14 protein-coding genes are annotated in these 16,817 nt (G+C 69.4%); 11 read left to right on the forward strand and 3 right to left on the reverse strand.

All coding sequences use genetic code 11. The annotated features are described in order from the left end of the window. Positions 1 to 4 precede the first annotated feature (4 nt). Positions 5 to 799 carry a universal stress protein gene (locus tag AB0I67_RS04370; RefSeq protein ID WP_357917373.1) on the reverse strand — a complete coding sequence of 265 codons (795 nt, stop codon included), beginning with the start codon at positions 797 to 799 and terminating at the stop codon, positions 5 to 7. 77 nt (positions 800 to 876) lie between these two features. Here AB0I67_RS04370 and AB0I67_RS04375 point away from each other — a divergent pair, with 77 nt between their 5' ends. Together AB0I67_RS04375 and AB0I67_RS04380 are read left to right on the forward strand one after the other, a co-directional pair. Beyond that, entirely contained in the window at positions 877 to 1,182 is a 306-nt protein-coding gene (locus AB0I67_RS04375) for a hypothetical protein (RefSeq protein ID WP_357917376.1), read from the forward strand. 62 nt (positions 1,183 to 1,244) lie between these two features. Further along, positions 1,245 to 2,012: an endonuclease/exonuclease/phosphatase family protein gene (locus AB0I67_RS04380; protein ID WP_357917379.1), complete on the forward strand. Its 768-nt coding sequence runs from the start codon at positions 1,245 to 1,247 to the stop codon at positions 2,010 to 2,012. Here AB0I67_RS04380 and AB0I67_RS04385 read toward each other — a convergent pair. Together AB0I67_RS04385 and mscL are read right to left on the reverse strand one after the other, a co-directional pair. Beyond that, entirely contained in the window at positions 1,999 to 2,580 is a 582-nt protein-coding gene (locus tag AB0I67_RS04385; RefSeq protein ID WP_357917382.1) for a hypothetical protein, read from the reverse strand. The two genes, AB0I67_RS04380 and AB0I67_RS04385, sit on opposite strands and share 14 nt — an antisense overlap. A 17-nt stretch (positions 2,581 to 2,597) precedes the next feature. Then, on the reverse strand, positions 2,598 to 3,020 hold the full coding sequence (gene mscL / locus AB0I67_RS04390) for a large conductance mechanosensitive channel protein MscL (RefSeq protein ID WP_357917385.1): 423 nt from the start codon (positions 3,018 to 3,020) through the stop codon (positions 2,598 to 2,600). An 82-nt stretch (positions 3,021 to 3,102) separates the two neighbouring features. On the opposite strand from mscL, the gene glgX reads away from it, so the two are divergent. The 9 genes from glgX (at position 3,103) to AB0I67_RS04435 (ending at position 16,817) form a co-directional block, all read left to right on the forward strand. Continuing rightward, positions 3,103 to 5,196 (forward strand): glycogen debranching protein GlgX, encoded by a 2,094-nt coding sequence (gene glgX, locus AB0I67_RS04395; protein WP_357917388.1) that lies wholly within the window; start codon positions 3,103 to 3,105, stop codon positions 5,194 to 5,196. Continuing rightward, positions 5,189 to 7,339 carry a malto-oligosyltrehalose synthase gene (gene treY / locus AB0I67_RS04400; RefSeq protein WP_357917391.1) on the forward strand — a complete coding sequence of 717 codons (2,151 nt, stop codon included), beginning with the start codon at positions 5,189 to 5,191 and terminating at the stop codon, positions 7,337 to 7,339. The genes glgX and treY overlap by 8 nt, the downstream gene beginning before the upstream one ends. Next, positions 7,329 to 9,029: a malto-oligosyltrehalose trehalohydrolase gene (gene treZ / locus AB0I67_RS04405; RefSeq protein ID WP_357917394.1), complete on the forward strand. Its 1,701-nt coding sequence runs from the start codon at positions 7,329 to 7,331 to the stop codon at positions 9,027 to 9,029. Before treY ends, treZ begins: the two co-directional genes overlap by 11 nt. A 154-nt stretch (positions 9,030 to 9,183) precedes the next feature. Then, complete coding sequence (locus AB0I67_RS04410; protein WP_357917397.1) at positions 9,184 to 10,923, forward strand: ABC transporter family substrate-binding protein; 1,740 nt, start codon at positions 9,184 to 9,186, stop codon at positions 10,921 to 10,923. A 128-nt stretch (positions 10,924 to 11,051) separates the two neighbouring features. Next, positions 11,052 to 12,560, forward strand: a complete 1,509-nt coding sequence (locus tag AB0I67_RS04415; RefSeq protein WP_357917400.1) for an ABC transporter permease — start codon at positions 11,052 to 11,054, stop codon at positions 12,558 to 12,560. Next, a complete protein-coding gene (locus AB0I67_RS04420; protein WP_357917402.1) occupies positions 12,557 to 13,510 on the forward strand; it encodes an ABC transporter permease in 954 nt (317 codons plus the stop codon). The genes AB0I67_RS04415 and AB0I67_RS04420 overlap by 4 nt, the downstream gene beginning before the upstream one ends. Then, positions 13,510 to 14,574, forward strand: a complete 1,065-nt coding sequence (locus AB0I67_RS04425; protein ID WP_357917405.1) for an ABC transporter ATP-binding protein — start codon at positions 13,510 to 13,512, stop codon at positions 14,572 to 14,574. Before AB0I67_RS04420 ends, AB0I67_RS04425 begins: the two co-directional genes overlap by 1 nt. Beyond that, a complete protein-coding gene (locus AB0I67_RS04430) occupies positions 14,574 to 15,563 on the forward strand; it encodes a dipeptide ABC transporter ATP-binding protein (protein ID WP_357917408.1) in 990 nt (329 codons plus the stop codon). Before AB0I67_RS04425 ends, AB0I67_RS04430 begins: the two co-directional genes overlap by 1 nt. Positions 15,564 to 15,842: 279 nt before the next feature. Beyond that, positions 15,843 to 16,817 (forward strand): ABC transporter permease, encoded by a 975-nt coding sequence (locus AB0I67_RS04435; protein ID WP_357917411.1) that lies wholly within the window; start codon positions 15,843 to 15,845, stop codon positions 16,815 to 16,817.

The raw sequence follows: 16,817 nt of genomic DNA on the forward strand, positions 1-16,817 counted from the left end.
GCGCTCAGGTGTAACCACGCGGCAGCACGGCCACCGGGCAGACCGAGGCCCGCACCACCTTGGTCGCCGCCTCGCCGAGGAAGACCCGGTGGGCCTGGGCGTCCTCGCTGGCCGCGCAGACGAGGATCTCGCCCGGGAGCCAGTCGAGTGACTTCATCGCGGCGGGCACGTCGAAGCCCTCGGCGAGCTCCGCCTCGGCCTCGACGCCGGCGCTCTCCCAGGCCAGCCGTACGGCCAGGGCGAGGTCGTCGCGGAGCGGGCCGGGCTCGCCGGTGCGCAGGTCGAGGGTGACCAGCCGGAGCGGGACGCCCAGGCGCAGGGCCGCCTGGGCGACCCGCTCGACGGCCTCGTCGGCCTGGGGCCGGCGCACGTACATCAGGGTCAGCCGCTCGGGCTCACCGGGCGGCTCGTACCCCTCCGGGGCGAGCATGACCGCCTCCGGCGACAGGTGCAGCAGGTGGTCGGCGACGCTGCCGACGGTGATGCGCCCCTTCTGCCCGCCCGCCGCCGAGCCGATCACGATCAGGTCGGCCTTGATCCGGCTGGCCAGCACCGCCAGGCCGCGGCCGGTGCCGCGGCTCTCGAAGGTCAGGTACTCCGCCGGGACGTCGCCGAGCAGTTCGGCGGCGTGGGCGACGTTGGCCTGCGCCTCGACCGCCAGCCCGGGGCTGCCCGGCGGATAGATCGAGGCCACCGTGAGCTCGCCGCCGGTGACCAGCACGATCGCCGCGGCGAGGGCGAGGGCTTGCCGTCCCTCGGGGGTGTCGGCGTACCCGACGACGATGTGCGATCCGATCACAAACGCCTCCGTACCCCATCTGACCAGGGAATATTCGAAAAGAATCGGTGGTTTTCACTATACGGAGGCGTTAGACGTTGAAGATCACACTTGACACTCAGATCCCCGGTTCCCACGGTCTGACCACCCTTCGTGAGGCGGTCACCAACCTACGCACCCGCGACCTGGCGTGCCACGTCGACCCCGAGGTGCTCGACATCAAGCTCGCCCACTTCGCGCAGTGCGTCGAGTACGGCTTCACGCCGCTGCGCAGCGAGATCATGGCCGCGTACTACGTGGCCAGCCGCGACGAGGCCGAGGCGGCCTTCGAGCGCGGCCTCATCACCGAGAGCGAGCTCTGGCAGCGCCGGGCGGACGTGTCCCGCCTCGTCCTCGGCGCCTAGCCCGCCCGGCCGCCCGGCGGCGGATCGCATAGGCGGCCCGCCCGGCGGGCATGGACACGGCCATGCGTGTCCTCACCCTCAATCTCTACAGTCACCACGCGTCCTGGCCCGAGCGCCGCAAGGTGCTCACCGACGGGCTGGCCGACCTCAACCCCGATCTGGTGGCCTTCCAGGAGTCCTTCGTCGAGGACGACCTGCTCCCGCCCGGCTACCACTACTTCCACCAGAGCGCGCGCGAGAACGGCGTGGGCTGCACCATCGCCAGCCGCTGGCCGCTCGGCACCCCGCACGAGCTGGAGTTACCCGAGGCCGAGCCGGGCGAGTTCGCCGGCTGGGCCGGGCTCGTCGAGGTCCAGGGGCCCGAGCCGCTCTACTTCGTCAACCACAAACCGTCCTTCCGGCTGGCCGATGAGTGGCGCCGCGAGCGCCAGGCGGTGGCCACCGCGCGGCTGGTCGAGCGGGTCGCCGGTGACGCCCCGGTCGTGCTGGCCGGCGACTTCGACGCCGTCCCCGACTCGGCCGCCCTGCGCTTCTGGCGCGGGCTGCAGTCGCTGGACGGCATGAGCGTGGCCTACCGCGACACCTGGGAGTGGATCCGCGGCGCCGCGCCCGGCCACACCTTCACCCCGGTCAACCCGCTGGTCGTGCGCGGCAACTGGCCGCTGGAGCGCGGCCGGCGCATCGACTACGTGTTCGTGCGCTGCACCGGCAACGGGCCGTCGCTGCGCATCAAGGCCTGCCGCCGGGTGTTCACCGAGCCGGTCGGCGGCATCTGGGCCAGCGACCACTTCGGGGTGGTGGCCGACCTGCTCCCGCTCAGCTCCACGTGAAGCGCTCCAGGAAGCCCCGCTCGCCGCGGGCGTACTCGTCGAACGCCTGCCGTACCGCGTCGAGGTCGGCGACCTCGGTACGGCGCAGCAGCCCCTCCTTGTACTCAAGCTCGTACCCGGGCGAGACCTGCAGGAAGTGGCTGCCGAAGACGACCAGCGCGGTGAACGGGTTGCCGGCCGACAGCGTGCCGAGCACGTCGTGGACGAGGCCCAGGTCGGGATCGACCACGATCATGCCGTCCCCGGTGTGCAACTGGAGCTCCGGGTAGACGCCGCGCGGGGCGAGGTTGTGCACGAGGTCGCGTTGCGGGTCGTAGCAGACCAGCCCCGCCGAGCGCGCCTCGGCGAAGACCCGGTTGGAGATCTCGTCCATCTCCTCCGGCTCCATGGCGACGAGCACCGCGTCCGGGTAGGTGGTCGCGTGCTCGGGAAAGGCCTTGGCCAGCGCGAGCAGGCCGGGATCGGCCGGCTCGCCGGGGGTTCCGGCGAGGATGGTCCGGTAGGCGATCCTGGCCCGCTCGCGCGGGATCGGCTCTGCTTCGCGCCAGACGGTCAACTCAACGCTCATCGGCACATTGTTACAGGTCACGCGGGGGGTTTGTCGGATTCGGGAACCAGCTCGACCGTGCAGAAGGCGCATCGCCTGGCTTCCACGGGGATGTCGCTGCGACACTCCGGGCACTTCTTCTCGGTGGCCTCCTTGTTCCGGTCGAACAGCGAGACCAGCCGGGTCATCGGCATGACGATGAGCCAGTAGACGACCGCCGCGATGATCAGGAAGGTGATCAGGTGGTTGAGGAAGTCGCCGTACTTGAAGACGCTGCCGTTGACGGTGAAGGAGTACTGCGAGAAGTCCGGCTGGCGCCCGCCGGTGATCGCCCCGATCAGCGGCGTCACCAGGTCCCTGACCAGCGCCTGGACCAGCCCGCTGAAAGTCGCGCCGATGATGACCGCGATGGCCAGCTCGACGATGTTGCCGCGTAACAGGAATTTCTTGAAACCGCCCATGAGCATGCCTGATTGCCTCCAGCGGGATGGTCAAACCCGCGGTCGTGCGTAAACATGGGGCTGAGTGGCAAGGGAGCTCTGCATGATGGAGATCTGGCCGGGAGACCCCTACCCTCTCGGCGCCACGTATGACGGAGCGGGCACGAACTTCGCCCTTTACACCGAGGCGGCCGATCGGGTCGAGCTTTGCCTGTTCGACGAGCACGGGCAGGAGACCAAGGTCACGCTGACCGAGTGCGAGGGGTTCGTCTGGCACGGATACCTGCCGGGCGTCGGCGCGGGCCAGCGGTACGGCTACCGCGTCCACGGCCCCTACGACCCGGCGCGCGGCGTGCGCTGCAACCCGGCCAAGCTGCTGCTCGACCCCTACGCCAAGGCGATCGAGGGCGGGGTCGACTGGAACGAGGCGGTGTACGGCTACCGCTTCGGCGAGCCCGACAGCCGCAACGACGCCGACTCGGCGCCGTACGTGCCGCGCTCGATCGTGATCAATCCCTTCTTCGGCTGGGGCCACGACCGGCCGCCGGCCACGCCGTACCACGACACGGTGATCTACGAGGCGCACGTGCGCGGCCTGACCATCCAGCACCCGAAGATCCCCGAGCACATGCGCGGCACCTACGCCGCCCTGGGCCACCCGGAGATCGTCGAGCACCTGACCAAGCTGGGCGTCACCGCGCTGGAGCTGATGCCGGTGCACCAGTTCGTCACCGACCACCACCTGGAGCAGAAGGGGCTGAGCAACTACTGGGGCTACAACTCCCTCGGCTTCTTCGCCCCGCACAACCGCTACTCCAGCCAGGGGCAGCGCGGCGGCCAGGTGCTGGAGTTCAAGGCGATGGTCCGCAACCTGCACGAGGCCAACATCGAGGTCATCCTCGACGTGGTCTACAACCACACCGCCGAGGGCAACCACCTGGGGCCCACGCTGAGCTGGCGCGGCATCGACAACCAGAACTACTACCGGCTGGTCGACGACGACCCGCGCTACTACATGGACACCACAGGGACCGGCAACAGCCTGTTCATGCGCAGCCCGCACGCGCTGCAGATGATCATGGACTCGCTGCGGTACTGGGTGACCGAGATGCACGTCGACGGCTTCCGCTTCGACCTGGCCTCCACCCTGGCCCGCGAGCTGCACGCGGTCGACCGGCTGAGCGCCTTCTTCGACCTCGTCCAGCAGGACCCGGTGCTGTCGCAGGTCAAGCTGATCGCCGAGCCGTGGGACGTCGGCCCGGGCGGCTACCAGGTGGGCAACTTCCCCTCCCGGTGGACCGAGTGGAACGGCCGCTACCGCGACACCATCCGCGACCTGTGGCGCGGCGAGCCGCAGACGCTGCCGGAGTTCGCCTCCCGGCTGACCGGCTCCAGCGACCTCTACCAGGACGACAGCCGCCGCCCCGCCGCCTCGATCAACTTCGTCACCTGCCACGACGGCTTCACCCTCACCGACCTGGTCTCCTACGACCACAAGCACAACGAGGCCAACGGCGAGGACAACCGCGACGGCGCCGACGACAACCGCTCCTGGAACTGCGGCGAGGAAGGCCCCGCGGGCCCGGCCATCGAGGCCCTGCGCGAGCAGCAGAAGCGCAACCTGCTGGCCACGCTCTTCCTGTCGCAGGGCGTGCCCATGCTCAGCCACGGCGACGAGCTCAACCGCACCCAGGGCGGCAACAACAACGCCTACTGCCAGGACAACGAGATCAGCTGGGTGGACTGGTCCGACGTCCGGGACAACTGGCTGCTCATGGAGTTCACCCAGCGCCTGGCCAAGCTCCGCCGCGAGCACCCGGTCTTCCGCCGCCGCCGCTTCTTCTACGGCCGGCCGGTGCGGGGACTCAACGACATCGCCTGGCTGACGCCGGAGGGCGACCCCATGACCGACGCCGACTGGAACGTCGGATACGCGCGCTCGCTGGCGGTCTTCCTCAACGGCGAGGCCATCACCGAGCCCGACCGGCGAGGGCGGCGCATCATCGACGACTCCTTCCTGCTGCTGTTCAACGCCCACCACGACACGATCACCTTCACCGTGCCCAAGGACTACGGGGAGCTCTGGCTGACCGAGATCGACACGGCCATGCCGTACAGCGTGGAGTCGCGGATCTGCCGCGCGGGCGAGGGCGTGCCGGTCAACGGGCGCTCGCTGCGGGTGCTGCGTCGTGTCTAGGCCGCCGATCTCGACCTACCGGGTGCAGCTCACGCCCGACTTCGGCTTCGCCCAGGTCGCCGAGCTGGCGCCCTACCTGCGCGATCTCGGGGTGAGTCACGTCTACCTGTCGCCGGTGCTCCAGGCCACGCCCGGCTCGCGGCACGGCTACGACGTCACCGACCATTCACGGGTGCGGGAGGAGTTCGGCGGGCTCAAGGGGCTGCGCGAGCTGGCCGAGACGCTGGCGGCGCACGACCTGGCGATCGTGCTGGACATCGTGCCGAACCACATGACCGTGCCGGTGCCCGAGTCGGGCAACGCGGCGCTGTGGTCGGTACTGCGGGACGGGCCGGCCTCGCCGTACGCGAGCTGGTTCGACATCGACTGGAACGGCGGGAAGGTGGCGATGCCCGTGCTGGGCGACGCCACCGAGCCGCGGGTGGACGGCCCGGTGCTGCGCTACCACGACCACGAGTTCCCGCACCCGGGCCACTACCGGCTGGTCGACTGGCGGCAGGGGCCGGGCTACCGGCGCTTCTTCGACGTCTCCTCGCTGATCGGGCTGCGGGTGGAGGACCCGGCGGTCTTCCTGGCCACGCACGAGGTGATCCTCTGGCTGGTCGACGAGGGGCTGGTCGAGGGGCTGCGGGTGGACCACCCCGACGGCCTGGCCGACCCGGCGGGCTACCTGGCGCGGCTGCGGCGGCGCACCGGCGGCCTCTGGACGGTCGTGGAGAAGATCCTGGTCGGCGAGGAGCGGCTGCCCGGCGACTGGGCCTGCGACGGGACGACCGGCTACGAGGTGCTCAACCGCATCACGCGGCTGTTCGTGGACCCGGCCGGCGAGCGGCCCCTGGTCGAGCTCTTCCACGAGCTGACGGGCTGGCCTGACGGCTGCCGCGACACGATGATCCGCGCCAAACGCGAGGTCGTCGAGCTGTTCTTCCAGTCGGAGGTCTCACGGCTGGCCCGCGCCGCCGGCGCCGACCCGGCCGCGGTCGCCGAGCTCCTGGTCGCCATGCCGGTCTACCGCACCTACGTGGTGCCCGGCCACGAGCCGCCGCCCGAGGCGGTCGAGATCGTCCGGCGGGCCGCCGCGACCTGCTCACCCGCCGTCCGGCCCTTCGCCGAACAGGTCCTGTACGGCGACGCCGAGACGATCACCCGCTTCCAGCAGACCACCGGCCCGGTGATGGCCAAGGGCGTCGAGGACACCGCGCTCTACCGCTGGTTCCCGCTGGCCTGCCTCAACGAGGTGGGCGGCGAGCCCGACCACTTCGCCCTCGACCCGGCCGCCTTCCACGCCTTCTGCGGCGAGCTGCCGCCGCACACCATGACCACCCTGTCCACGCACGACACCAAACGCTCGGAGGACGTGCGCGCCCGGCTCGCGGTCCTGTCGGAGCTGCCGGACGAATGGGCCGAGGCGGTGCGCGGCTGGTCCGCCCAGGTCGGCTCGGGCGACCCGCATCTCGACTACCTCGGCTGGCAGAACCTCATGGCCGCCTGGCCGATCAGCGCAGAACGGCTGGCCGACTACCTGCTCAAGGCGGCCCGCGAGGCCAAGACCCGGACCTCCTGGGTCAAGCCCGACCCGGCCTACGAGGCGGCGCTGCGCGAGTTCGCCGCCCGCGCGGTGGAGCTGCCGGTGGGCGAGTTCACCGCGCGGATCGACGCCCACGCGATGGCCAACTCGCTCGGCCAGAAGCTGGTGCAGCTCATGCTGCCCGGCGTGCCCGACGTCTACCAGGGCAACGAGACCACCGACTTCTCGCTGGTCGATCCGGACAACCGGCGGCCGGTCGGCTATCCGCGGACGCCGGCGGGGGAGTGGGACGAGGCCAAGCTGCTGCTCACCACCCAGGCGCTGCGGCTGCGCCGCCGCTTCGAGGCGGTTCTGCCGTACACGCCGCTGGCGGCGGAGGGGGCGGCGGCCGAGCACGCGCTGGCCTTCGCCCGCGGCCGGCGCGCGGTCGCGGTCGCCACCCGCCTGCCGGTACGGCTCGCCAGGAACGGCGGCTGGGGCGCGACGAGCCTGCGCCTGCCGCCGGGCACCTGGCATGACCTGCTGACCGGCGGCACGCCGTACACCGGGAAGATCCCTCTGGCCCATCTGCTCCACAGGTATCCGGTCGCACTCCTGGAGAATCATGATCTTTGAGGTCTGGGCGCCACGCGCCACGACGGTCGAGATCGACCTCGGCTCCGGGCGGCGGGCGCTCGGCCCCGCCCGCCCCGGCTGGTGGGCGGTGGAGGCGCCCGAAGCCGGCCACGGCACGGACTACACCTACTGGGTGGACGGCGAGGGGCCCTTCCCCGACCCGCGCTCGCTCCGCCAGCCGGAGGGCATCTTCGGCCCCAGCCGGGTCTACGACCACGGCCGCTTCACCTGGGAGGACCACGACTGGAAGGGGCGCGACCTGCGCGGCTCGGTGATCTACGAGCTGCACATCGGCACCTTCACGCCGGAGGGGACCTTCGCCGCGGCGGCCGGCAAGCTGGCGCACCTGGTGGAGCTCTGCGTGGACTTCGTGGAGATCATGCCGGTCGCGCCGGTGCCGGGCTCGCGCAACTGGGGCTACGACGGCGTCGACCTGTACGCCGTCAACGAGACCTACGGCGGCCCCGACGGGCTGAAGACCTTCGTGGACGCCTGCCACCGCGCGGGCCTGGGCGTGCTCCTCGACGTCGTCTATAACCACCTCGGGCCGTCGGGCAACTTCCTGCACCCGTTCGGCCCCTACCTGACCGGCACCCAGGGCAGCTACTGGGGCGAGGCGGTCAACCTGGACGGCCCCGACTCCGACGAGGTGCGCCGCTACTTCATCGACAACGCGGTGCAGTGGCTGCGCGACTACCACCTCGACGGCCTGCGGCTGGACGCCGTGCACGCGTTGCACGACCGCCGCGCCACGCACTTCCTGACCGAGCTGGCCGGCGAGGTGGACGCGCTGGCCTGCCACCTGGGCCGGCCGCTGACGCTGATCGCCGAGTCGGACCTCAACGACCCGTTCATGGTGGACCCGGCCGGGCACGGCATGACCGCCCAGTGGAACGACGACCTGCACCACGCCATCCACGCGGCGGTCACCGGGGAGAGCCACGGCTACTACGCCGACTTCGCCCGCCCCGAGGCGCTGGTCAAGGCACTGACCAGCGGGTTCGTGCACGACGGCGGCTACTCCAGCTTCCGCGCGCGCTCGCACGGGCGGCCCTTCACCGGCCCGGCCTACCGCCTGGTGGGCAGCGCCCAGAACCACGACCAGATCGGCAACCGGCCGCGCGGCGACCGCATGACGCCCGCCCAGCTCCGGGTGGCGGCCGGGCTGCTGCTGACCTCGCCGTTCACGCCGATGTTGTTCATGGGCGAGGAGTGGGGCGCGAGCACGCCCTTCCTGTTCTTCACCGACCACGTCGAGCCCGCGTTGCGCGAGGGCGAGGGGGAGCGGCGGCGGCGCGAGTTCGTGGGCTTCGGCTACGACTGGGACGCGCCGGAGCCGGGGGACCTGGAGACCTTCGAGCGCTCGAAGCTCGACTGGACCGAGCTCAAGGAGGAGCACCACCGGTCGTTGCTGTGCTGGTACCGCGACCTGATCGCGCTCAGGAAGGCCCTGCCGGAGCTCACCGATCCGCGGCTGGGTCTCGCCCGGGCCGAATTGGGGGAGGGCGGCAAGTGGCTGCGGATCACGCGGGGTCGGATCGGTGTGTGGGTAGATCTTTGTCAGGATTCGATAACACCTCCGCTGCCCGACGGAGCGGTCGTTCTCCTCGATGACAGCGACGTTTCCGCAGGTCCGGAGGGGGATCCTCGCTCGGGTCCCAGCGTGGTGGTCTATCGTCTCGTGGGGTGAGACGGGTTATCTGCGACTTATGTCTAGATATGCTGCGCATGTCGTCATACGCAGGTAAACATGCTTTCTGAGCGTATTGGCGGCTTCTTCTCCCGGGGGCGGGTTCGATGGTTGATCGGCGTGCGCCCCTGCATGACCCCGAAGGAGCATGTACGTGTCTTTTTCACGCAGGGCGGGGGGCGCCCTTGCCGTCGCGGTCAGCGCCGCGCTGGTTCTGAGCGCCTGTGGCTCGACCTCCGGCACCCCCGAGGCCAAGCCGTCTGACGCGGGCAGCAAGCCCGCGGCGAGCAACGCCACGGTGACCTTTGCCTTTGACCAGGAGATCAGCTCCTACAACGGCAACACCCCCGAGGACTACTCCACGAAGAACCACATCATCACTCAGCTCGTGCAGAGTGACATGTGGAAGTACTCCAAGAGCGGCGGCGTCGAGCCGAACACCGACATGGGCTCGTACGAGAAGGTCTCCGACAGCCCGCTGACGGTGAAGTACACCTTCAACCCGAACGCCGCCTGGTCCGACGGCAAGGCCATCGGCTGCACCGACGTGCTGTTCAAGTGGGCCGTCGCCTCGGGTGAGTTCCCCGAGTTCTCCTACATCTCGACCGACCCGTGGGACAAGATCGAGATGCCGTCGTGCAAGCCCGGCGACAAGGAGATCACCCTCAAGTACTCCAAGACGTACGCCGACTGGGCCGGCACCTCCGTGGTGGACATGCCGCCGCACGTCGTCGCCGAGCAGGGCGGCCTGACCGTCGACGAGATGCTCGCGGCGATCCAGGCCAAGGACCACGCCAAGCTGAAGAAGGCCGCCGAGTTCTACAACAAGGGCTGGATCTTCAACGGCAAGCTGCCCGACGCCAAGCTGATCCCCAGCTCTGGACCGTTCCAGTTCGAGAGCTTCGCGGCCGGCCAGAACGTCACCCTGGTCCCGAACCCCAACTACTGGGGCGAGAAGGCCAAGATCGGCAAGCTGGTCGTCCGCCAGATCTCCGGCCCCGAGCAGGTCCAGGCGCTGCAGAACGGCGAAGTCAACATCATCGAGCCGCAGGCCAACGCCGACGTGCTCACCCAGGTCCAGGGCCTGCCGGGCGTGAAGGTGGAGACCGGGTCGCAGTTCCTCTACGACCACCTGGACTTCAACTTCAACAAGGGCGTCATGAAGGACGCGAAGGTCCGCCAGGCCTTCGCGCTCTGCGTGCCGCGCCAGCAGATCGTCGACAACCTGGTCAAGCCGCAGGACCCGAACGCGGTCGTCATGCAGGCCCGCAACGTCGCGCCGTTCCAGGAGAACTACGCCGACACCGTCGCCGGCATCGGCACCCACGGCTACGAGAACGTCGACCTGGAGAAGGCCAAGAGCCTGCTCGCCGAGGCCGGCCAGTCCGGCAAGGTCAAGGTCAAGGTCGGCTACATCCAGCCGAACCCGCGCCGCGCCCAGACCGTCGAGCTGATCAAGGCCTCCTGTGACCAGGCCGGCTTCGAGGTCGTCGACTCCGGCTCCGAGAAGTTCTTCGACCCGGCCGGCGCGCTGGCCACCGGCGACTTCGACGTGGCCCTGTTCGGCTGGGCCGGCTCCGCGCTGGTCTCCGGCTGGCCGGCCGCCTACAAGACGCCCACCGCCTGCACCGCGGAGAAGAAGTCCAACAACAAGGGCTGCTACTCCAACCCCGAGGTCGACAAGCTCCTGGACCAGATCGTCAGCGAGACCGACCTGGCCAAGCAGAAGCAGCTCACCATCGAGGTCGAGAAGCTCCTGTGGAAGGACGTCGCCACCATCCCGCTGTTCAGCCACCCGCGGATGACCGCGTGGAGCGAGAACATCACCGGCGTGACCCCGAACCCCACCCAGGCTTCGGTCACGCTCAGCGCTCCCCAGTGGGCCGTCAACTAGTCCGCTAACTCACGCCGCGGGGCCGGGATCGAACCCCGGCCCCGCCGCGTAGGTCAACTGCCCGCCGAACGTCCCAGGCCACCCCCTCCACGGCCGGCGGGAGCCGCACTCAGGAGGACGGTGACCCCTTGCTCGCCTTCATCGCGCGCCGGCTGGCCACAGCCACGCTGGTTCTGCTCGTCGCGACGTTCATCATGTACGTCCTGGTCGCCCTGTCCGGTGACCCGCTCGCCGACCTTCGCGAGCAGAACACCCCGGAAGCCCAGCAGAAGATGGCCTTCCGGACCAAGAACATGCAGCTCGACGTGCCCGTCCCGCTGCGCTACCTGTCCTGGCTGGCCGGCGTGTTCCGCGGCGACCTGGGCATTTCCAAGAACGGCGAGGACGTCGCCAGCATGGTCGGCTCGGCCATGACCGCGACCCTCCAGCTCGTCGTCATCGCGACCGTCCTGGGCGCGGTGATCGGCATCACCATCGGCATCGTCTCCGCGCTGCGTCAGTACAGCGCCTTCGACCACGCCATCACCTTCGCCGCCTTCGTCTGCTTCTCGCTGCCGCTGTTCTGGGTGGCCACGATGCTCAAGCAGTACGTCGCGATCGAGTTCAACACCTGGCTCAAGGACCCGACGATCCCGATCGGCGTCATCGCCGCCATCGCGGTGCTCGCCGGGCTGCTGTGGGCCGCCGTCTTCACCGGCTCGGCCAAGCTCCGCCTGTCGGCCTTCGCGATCGGCCTGGTCAGCACCGGCGCGGTGCTGTTCTTCCTGTCCGAGACGCACTGGTTCGCCGACCCCGGGCTCGGCCTGCCGTTCATCGCGATCGTCTCGCTCCTGGCCGCCGCCGGGCTCGCGCTGCTGATCTCCGGCTACGAGCACCCCCGCCCGCTGTACGCGGCCCTGGCCGCCGCCGCGGTCGGCATCCTGCTCTACCTGCCGCTGCAGAGCCTCCTGGCCGACCCCAGCGTGCTCGAACTGCTCGGCTTCGCCCTGCTGACCGTCGTGGTCTGCGCGGCCATCGGGTACGGCGTGGGCGGCCTGCTGCGCCGCCAGGCGATTCCGCTGGCCATCGCCAGCGGCCTGTTCACCGCCGCGCTGATCTTCGTCGACCGCCTGCTCCAGGCGTGGGACAGCTACTCCGCGTCGGTCAACGGCCGCCCGATCGCCACCATCGGCTCGGCCACGCCGAACTACACCGGCGACTTCTGGCACGTCTCCCTCGACGCCGCCACCCACCTGCTGCTGCCGACCCTGGCGCTGATCCTGGTGGGCCTGGCCAGCCACTCGCGCTACAGCCGCGCCTCGATGCTCGAGGTGATGAACCAGGACTACGTCCGTACGGCTCGCGCCAAGGGCCTGCCCGAGCGCACGGTCATCGTCAAGCACGCCTTCCGTAACGGCATGATCCCCATCACCACGATCCTGGCGCTCGACTTCGCCGGAGTCGTCGGCGGCGCGGTGGTCACCGAGTCCGTCTTCGGCTGGAAGGGCATGGGCTCGCTGTTCACCAAGGCGCTGCACGAGGTGGACCCGCTGCCCGTCATGGGCTTCTTCCTGGTCGTGGGCATCTCGATCGTGCTCTGGAACATGATCGCCGACGTCGCCTACGCCTACCTCGACCCGAGGATCCGTCTGTCATGAGCGCAACCACCGAGACCCCGCACACCAGCGAAGCCCAGGGCATGGCCATCAAGGCCAAGACCCAGCGCCAGCTCGTCGTCCGCCGGTTCTTCCGCCATCGCGGCGCGATGGTGGGCATGGTGCTGTTCGCGCTGGTCTTCGCGCTGGCCTTCAGCTCCATCGGCTTCGGGCCGCTGCCCGGCTGGTGGAAGCACAGCTACGACGTGACCGGCACCGTGATCGCCGGCGGCCGGCCGACGCTCACCGTGTGGCCGTTCAGCCTCGGCGAGCACCCCTTCGGCCAGGACAACCTGGGCAAGGACTACTTCGCCCTGGTGATGCGCGGCGCGCAGATCTCGATCATCGTCGCCGTCATGATCGGCCTGGTCTCGACGCTCATCGGCACGGTCATCGGCGCCCTGGCCGGCTACTTCCGCGGCCGGGTCGAGACGCTGCTCATGCGCTTCACCGACGTGATGATCACCATCCCGACCCTGGTCATCGCGGCCGTGGTCGGCATGATCGCCGGCAACCTCGGCCCGTACTTCCTGGCCGCCATGCTCGGCGTCATCACCTGGACCGGCGTCGCCCGCCTGGTCCGCGGCGAGTTCCTCTCCCTGCGGGAGAAGGAGTTCGTGGAGGCGGCCCGCGCGGTCGGCACCCCGGCCAAGCGCATCATCTTCAAGCACATCCTGCCCAACTGCCTGGGCGTGATCATCGTCTCCGCGACGCTGGCCATCTCCTCCGGCATCCTGCTGGAGTCCGGGCTGTCCTTCCTGGGCTTCGGCGTGAAGTTCCCGGACACCTCCCTCGGCGTGCTCATCAACGAGTACCGCTCCGCGATGACGGTCCGCCCGTGGTTGTTCTGGTGGCCCGGCATCTTCATCATCGCGATCGCCCTGTCGGTCAACTTCATCGGCGACGGCCTGCGCGACGCGTTCGACCCGCGACAGAACAGGGTGCGTGGCTGATGAGCGACCTTCACATCGCCAAGACGCTGAGCGACGCCAAGCGGCCGAGCGAGACCGAGGTCCTGCGGGTGGAGAACCTGCAGGTGAGCTTCCCCACCGACGACGGCCTGGTCAAGGCGGTCCGCGGAGTCACCTACTCGGTGCGCGAGCGCGAGGTCCTGGGCATCGTCGGCGAGTCCGGCTCGGGCAAGTCGGTCTCCTCCATGGCGGTCATGGGCCTGCTGCCCAGGAGCGCCCGGATCACCGGTTCCATCCACTACCGCGGGCAGGACCTGCTCGGCATGTCCGAGCGCAAGCGGCGCGACCTGCGCGGCCGGAAGATCGCCATGATCTTCCAGGACCCGATGACCGCGCTCAACCCGGTCCACACCATCGGCGACCAGCTCGCCGAGGCGGTCCTGGCACACTCCCTGATCCCGCGCAAGCAGGCCCTGGCCCGCGCCAGGGAGATGCTCGACCTGGTCGGCATCCCGCAGGCCGAGGCGCGGCTCAAGGCCTACCCGCACGAGTTCTCCGGCGGCATGCGGCAGCGCGCGATGATCGCCATGGCGGTCATCAACAACCCGGACGTGATCATCGCCGACGAGCCCACCACGGCCCTCGACGTGACCGTCCAGGCGCAGATCCTGGAGAAGCTGCTGGAGGTCAAGGACGCGGTGGACGCGGCGATCGTGCTGATCACGCACGACCTCGGCGTCATCGCGGGCATGGCCCACCGCGTGCTGGTCATGTACGCCGGGCGGCCGGTGGAGGTGGGCGAGGTCGACCCGGTCTTCACCACGCCTCGCATGCCGTACACCGCGGGTCTGCTGGGGTCCATCCCGTCGCTGGAGAACTCCACCCAGGGGCGGTTGCGGCCGATCAAGGGCACGCCGCCCAGCCTCATCCACCTCCCGCAGGGCTGCCCCTTCTCGCCGCGGTGCCCGCTGGTCACCGAGGAATGCCGTACGGCGGAGCCCGAACTGGCCCCGACCGACCACGCCGGGCACCTCGCGGCCTGTCACCGCTGGCCGGAACTGGCCCGCGTGGCCGACCCGACCGTGTTCTTCAAGGGAGGCAACTGATGGCTCTGCTCGAGGTCTCCGACCTGGTCATGAACTTCCCGGTCAAGAGCAAGGGCTTCCTGCGCCGCACGGTCGGCCACGTCCAGGCGGTCAGCCACGTCTCCCTGCGGGTGGAGGCGGGCGAGACGCTCGGCGTCGTGGGCGAGTCGGGCTGCGGCAAGTCCACCACCGGACGGGCCATCCTGCAGCTCCACAAGCCCACCGCCGGCTCGGTCCGCTTCGACGGCAAGGAGCTGACCACGCTCAGCCCCAAGGGCCTGCAGGCGGTCCGCCGGGACATGCAGATCGTCTTCCAGGACCCCTACGCCTCGCTCAACCCGAAGATGCCGGTCAACGACATCATCGCCGAGCCGCTGAAGGTGCACGGGCTCTGGGACGCCAAGAAGGGCCCGGCCCGGGTGGCCGAGCTGCTGCGCCTGGTGGGCCTGTCGCCCGAGCACGGCAACCGCTACCCGCACGAGTTCTCCGGCGGCCAGCGCCAGCGTGTCGGCATCGCCCGCGCGCTGGCCCTGGAGCCCAAGCTGCTCATCCTGGACGAGCCGGTGTCCGCGCTGGACGTCTCGGTGCAGGCGGGCGTGGTCAACCTGCTGGAGGACCTCCAGGACAAGCTGGGGCTGGCCTACGTCTTCATCGCGCACGACCTGTCGGTGGTCCGGCACATCTCCGACCGGGTGGCCGTCATGTACCTGGGCAAGGTCGTGGAGGTCGGCCCGCGCGACGAGCTGTACGACCGGCCGATGCACCCCTACACCCAGGCGCTGCTGTCGGCGGCCCCGAGCGCGAACCCGGAGGAGGAGCGCCGGCGCGAGCGGATCATCCTCACCGGCGACGTGCCGAGCCCGCTCAACCCGCCCACCGGATGCCGCTTCCGCACCCGCTGCTGGAAGGCCCAGGACATCTGCGCCAGTCAGGAGCCGCCGCTCGCCGAGCAGGGCTCTGGACACCAGGTGGCCTGCCATTTCCCGGAAGTGCGGCAACACGGTGAGTAGTTCGTGACAATGTCCGGGTTTTGTGACACTTAGCCCTTCCCGACAGCGTTACTGACCGCGAAAAGTCCTGGTCAAGTGGACAAAATCCGCTTGACTGGGACTTTTTGTGTCTTGGTCCGGTGACCATCCCGTTATGTGGGACGTGGCGGACTGTTACATCCAGCCGATTAATCTGCGCGGTGTAGTCACGGAGCTGTCAAACGATTATCAAGTCGGCTCCGATGTCGGGCGGCGTTCGGGTGGCGACCCACCCTCCGTCCGTCAGGTGATCGGAGGGTGATGGGCAAGTTCCTGCTACGGAAGCTGGTCACACAGCTCGTGCTGGTGGTGATCGCGACCAGCTTCGCCTACATGCTGGCGGCTTCCACGCTCAATCCGCGGGTGAACTTCGCCAACCGGCAGCCGCCCGTCTCGGCAGAGGTCATCGAGGCCACGCTGAACGACACCAACCTCAACGACCGCACCCCCGTCTTCGAGCGGTACGTCCGCTGGGCGGGCGACGTGGTCCAGGGTGACTTCGGCAAGACCTTCATGGGCGGCAACGTCAACGACGAGCTGGGCCGCCGGGTGGGGGTCAGCCTCCGGCTGATGATCATCGGCACCGTCCTCGGCGCCACGCTGGGCGTGCTGATCGGAGCCTTCACCGCGATCAAGCAGTACGGCATAGCGGACCGGTTCTTCACCGGCGTCGCCTTCGTCATCCTCTCCACGCCCACCTTCGTCATGGCGACCCTGCTCATCCTGGTCACCACCATGGGCAACGAGTCGTGGGGGCTGGGCATCGAGTTCGTCGGCGAGTACTCGCCGGGGCTGACCGGCTGGGATCAGTTCACCAACCGGATCAACCACCTCATCCTGCCGACCATCACGCTGGCCGGCATCCAGATCGCGGTCTTCAGCCGCTACCAGCGCAACATGATGCTCGACGTGCTGAGCCAGGACTTCATCCGCACCGCGATGGCCAAGGGCCTGCGCAAGCGGACCGCGCTCTACAAGCACGCGCTGCGCACCGCGCTGATCCCGACCGCCACCTACTTCGCCTTCACCGTCGGCCTGGTCTTCACCGGCGCCACCTTCACCGAGTCCATCTTCGGCTGGCACGGCATGGGCGCCTGGCTGATCCAGTCGATCCAGAGCCAGGACGTCAACGCCGTCGCCGCGGTGGCCTGCTTCACCGGAGTGTGCGTGTTGTTCGCGGCCTTCCTGTCCGACGTCTTCGTCGCGATCCTCGACCCGAGAGTCCGGGTGAACTGA

It is taken from the genome of Nonomuraea sp. NPDC050310 (assembly GCF_040655795.1).
GTDB lineage: Bacteria > Actinomycetota > Actinomycetes > Streptosporangiales > Streptosporangiaceae > Nonomuraea.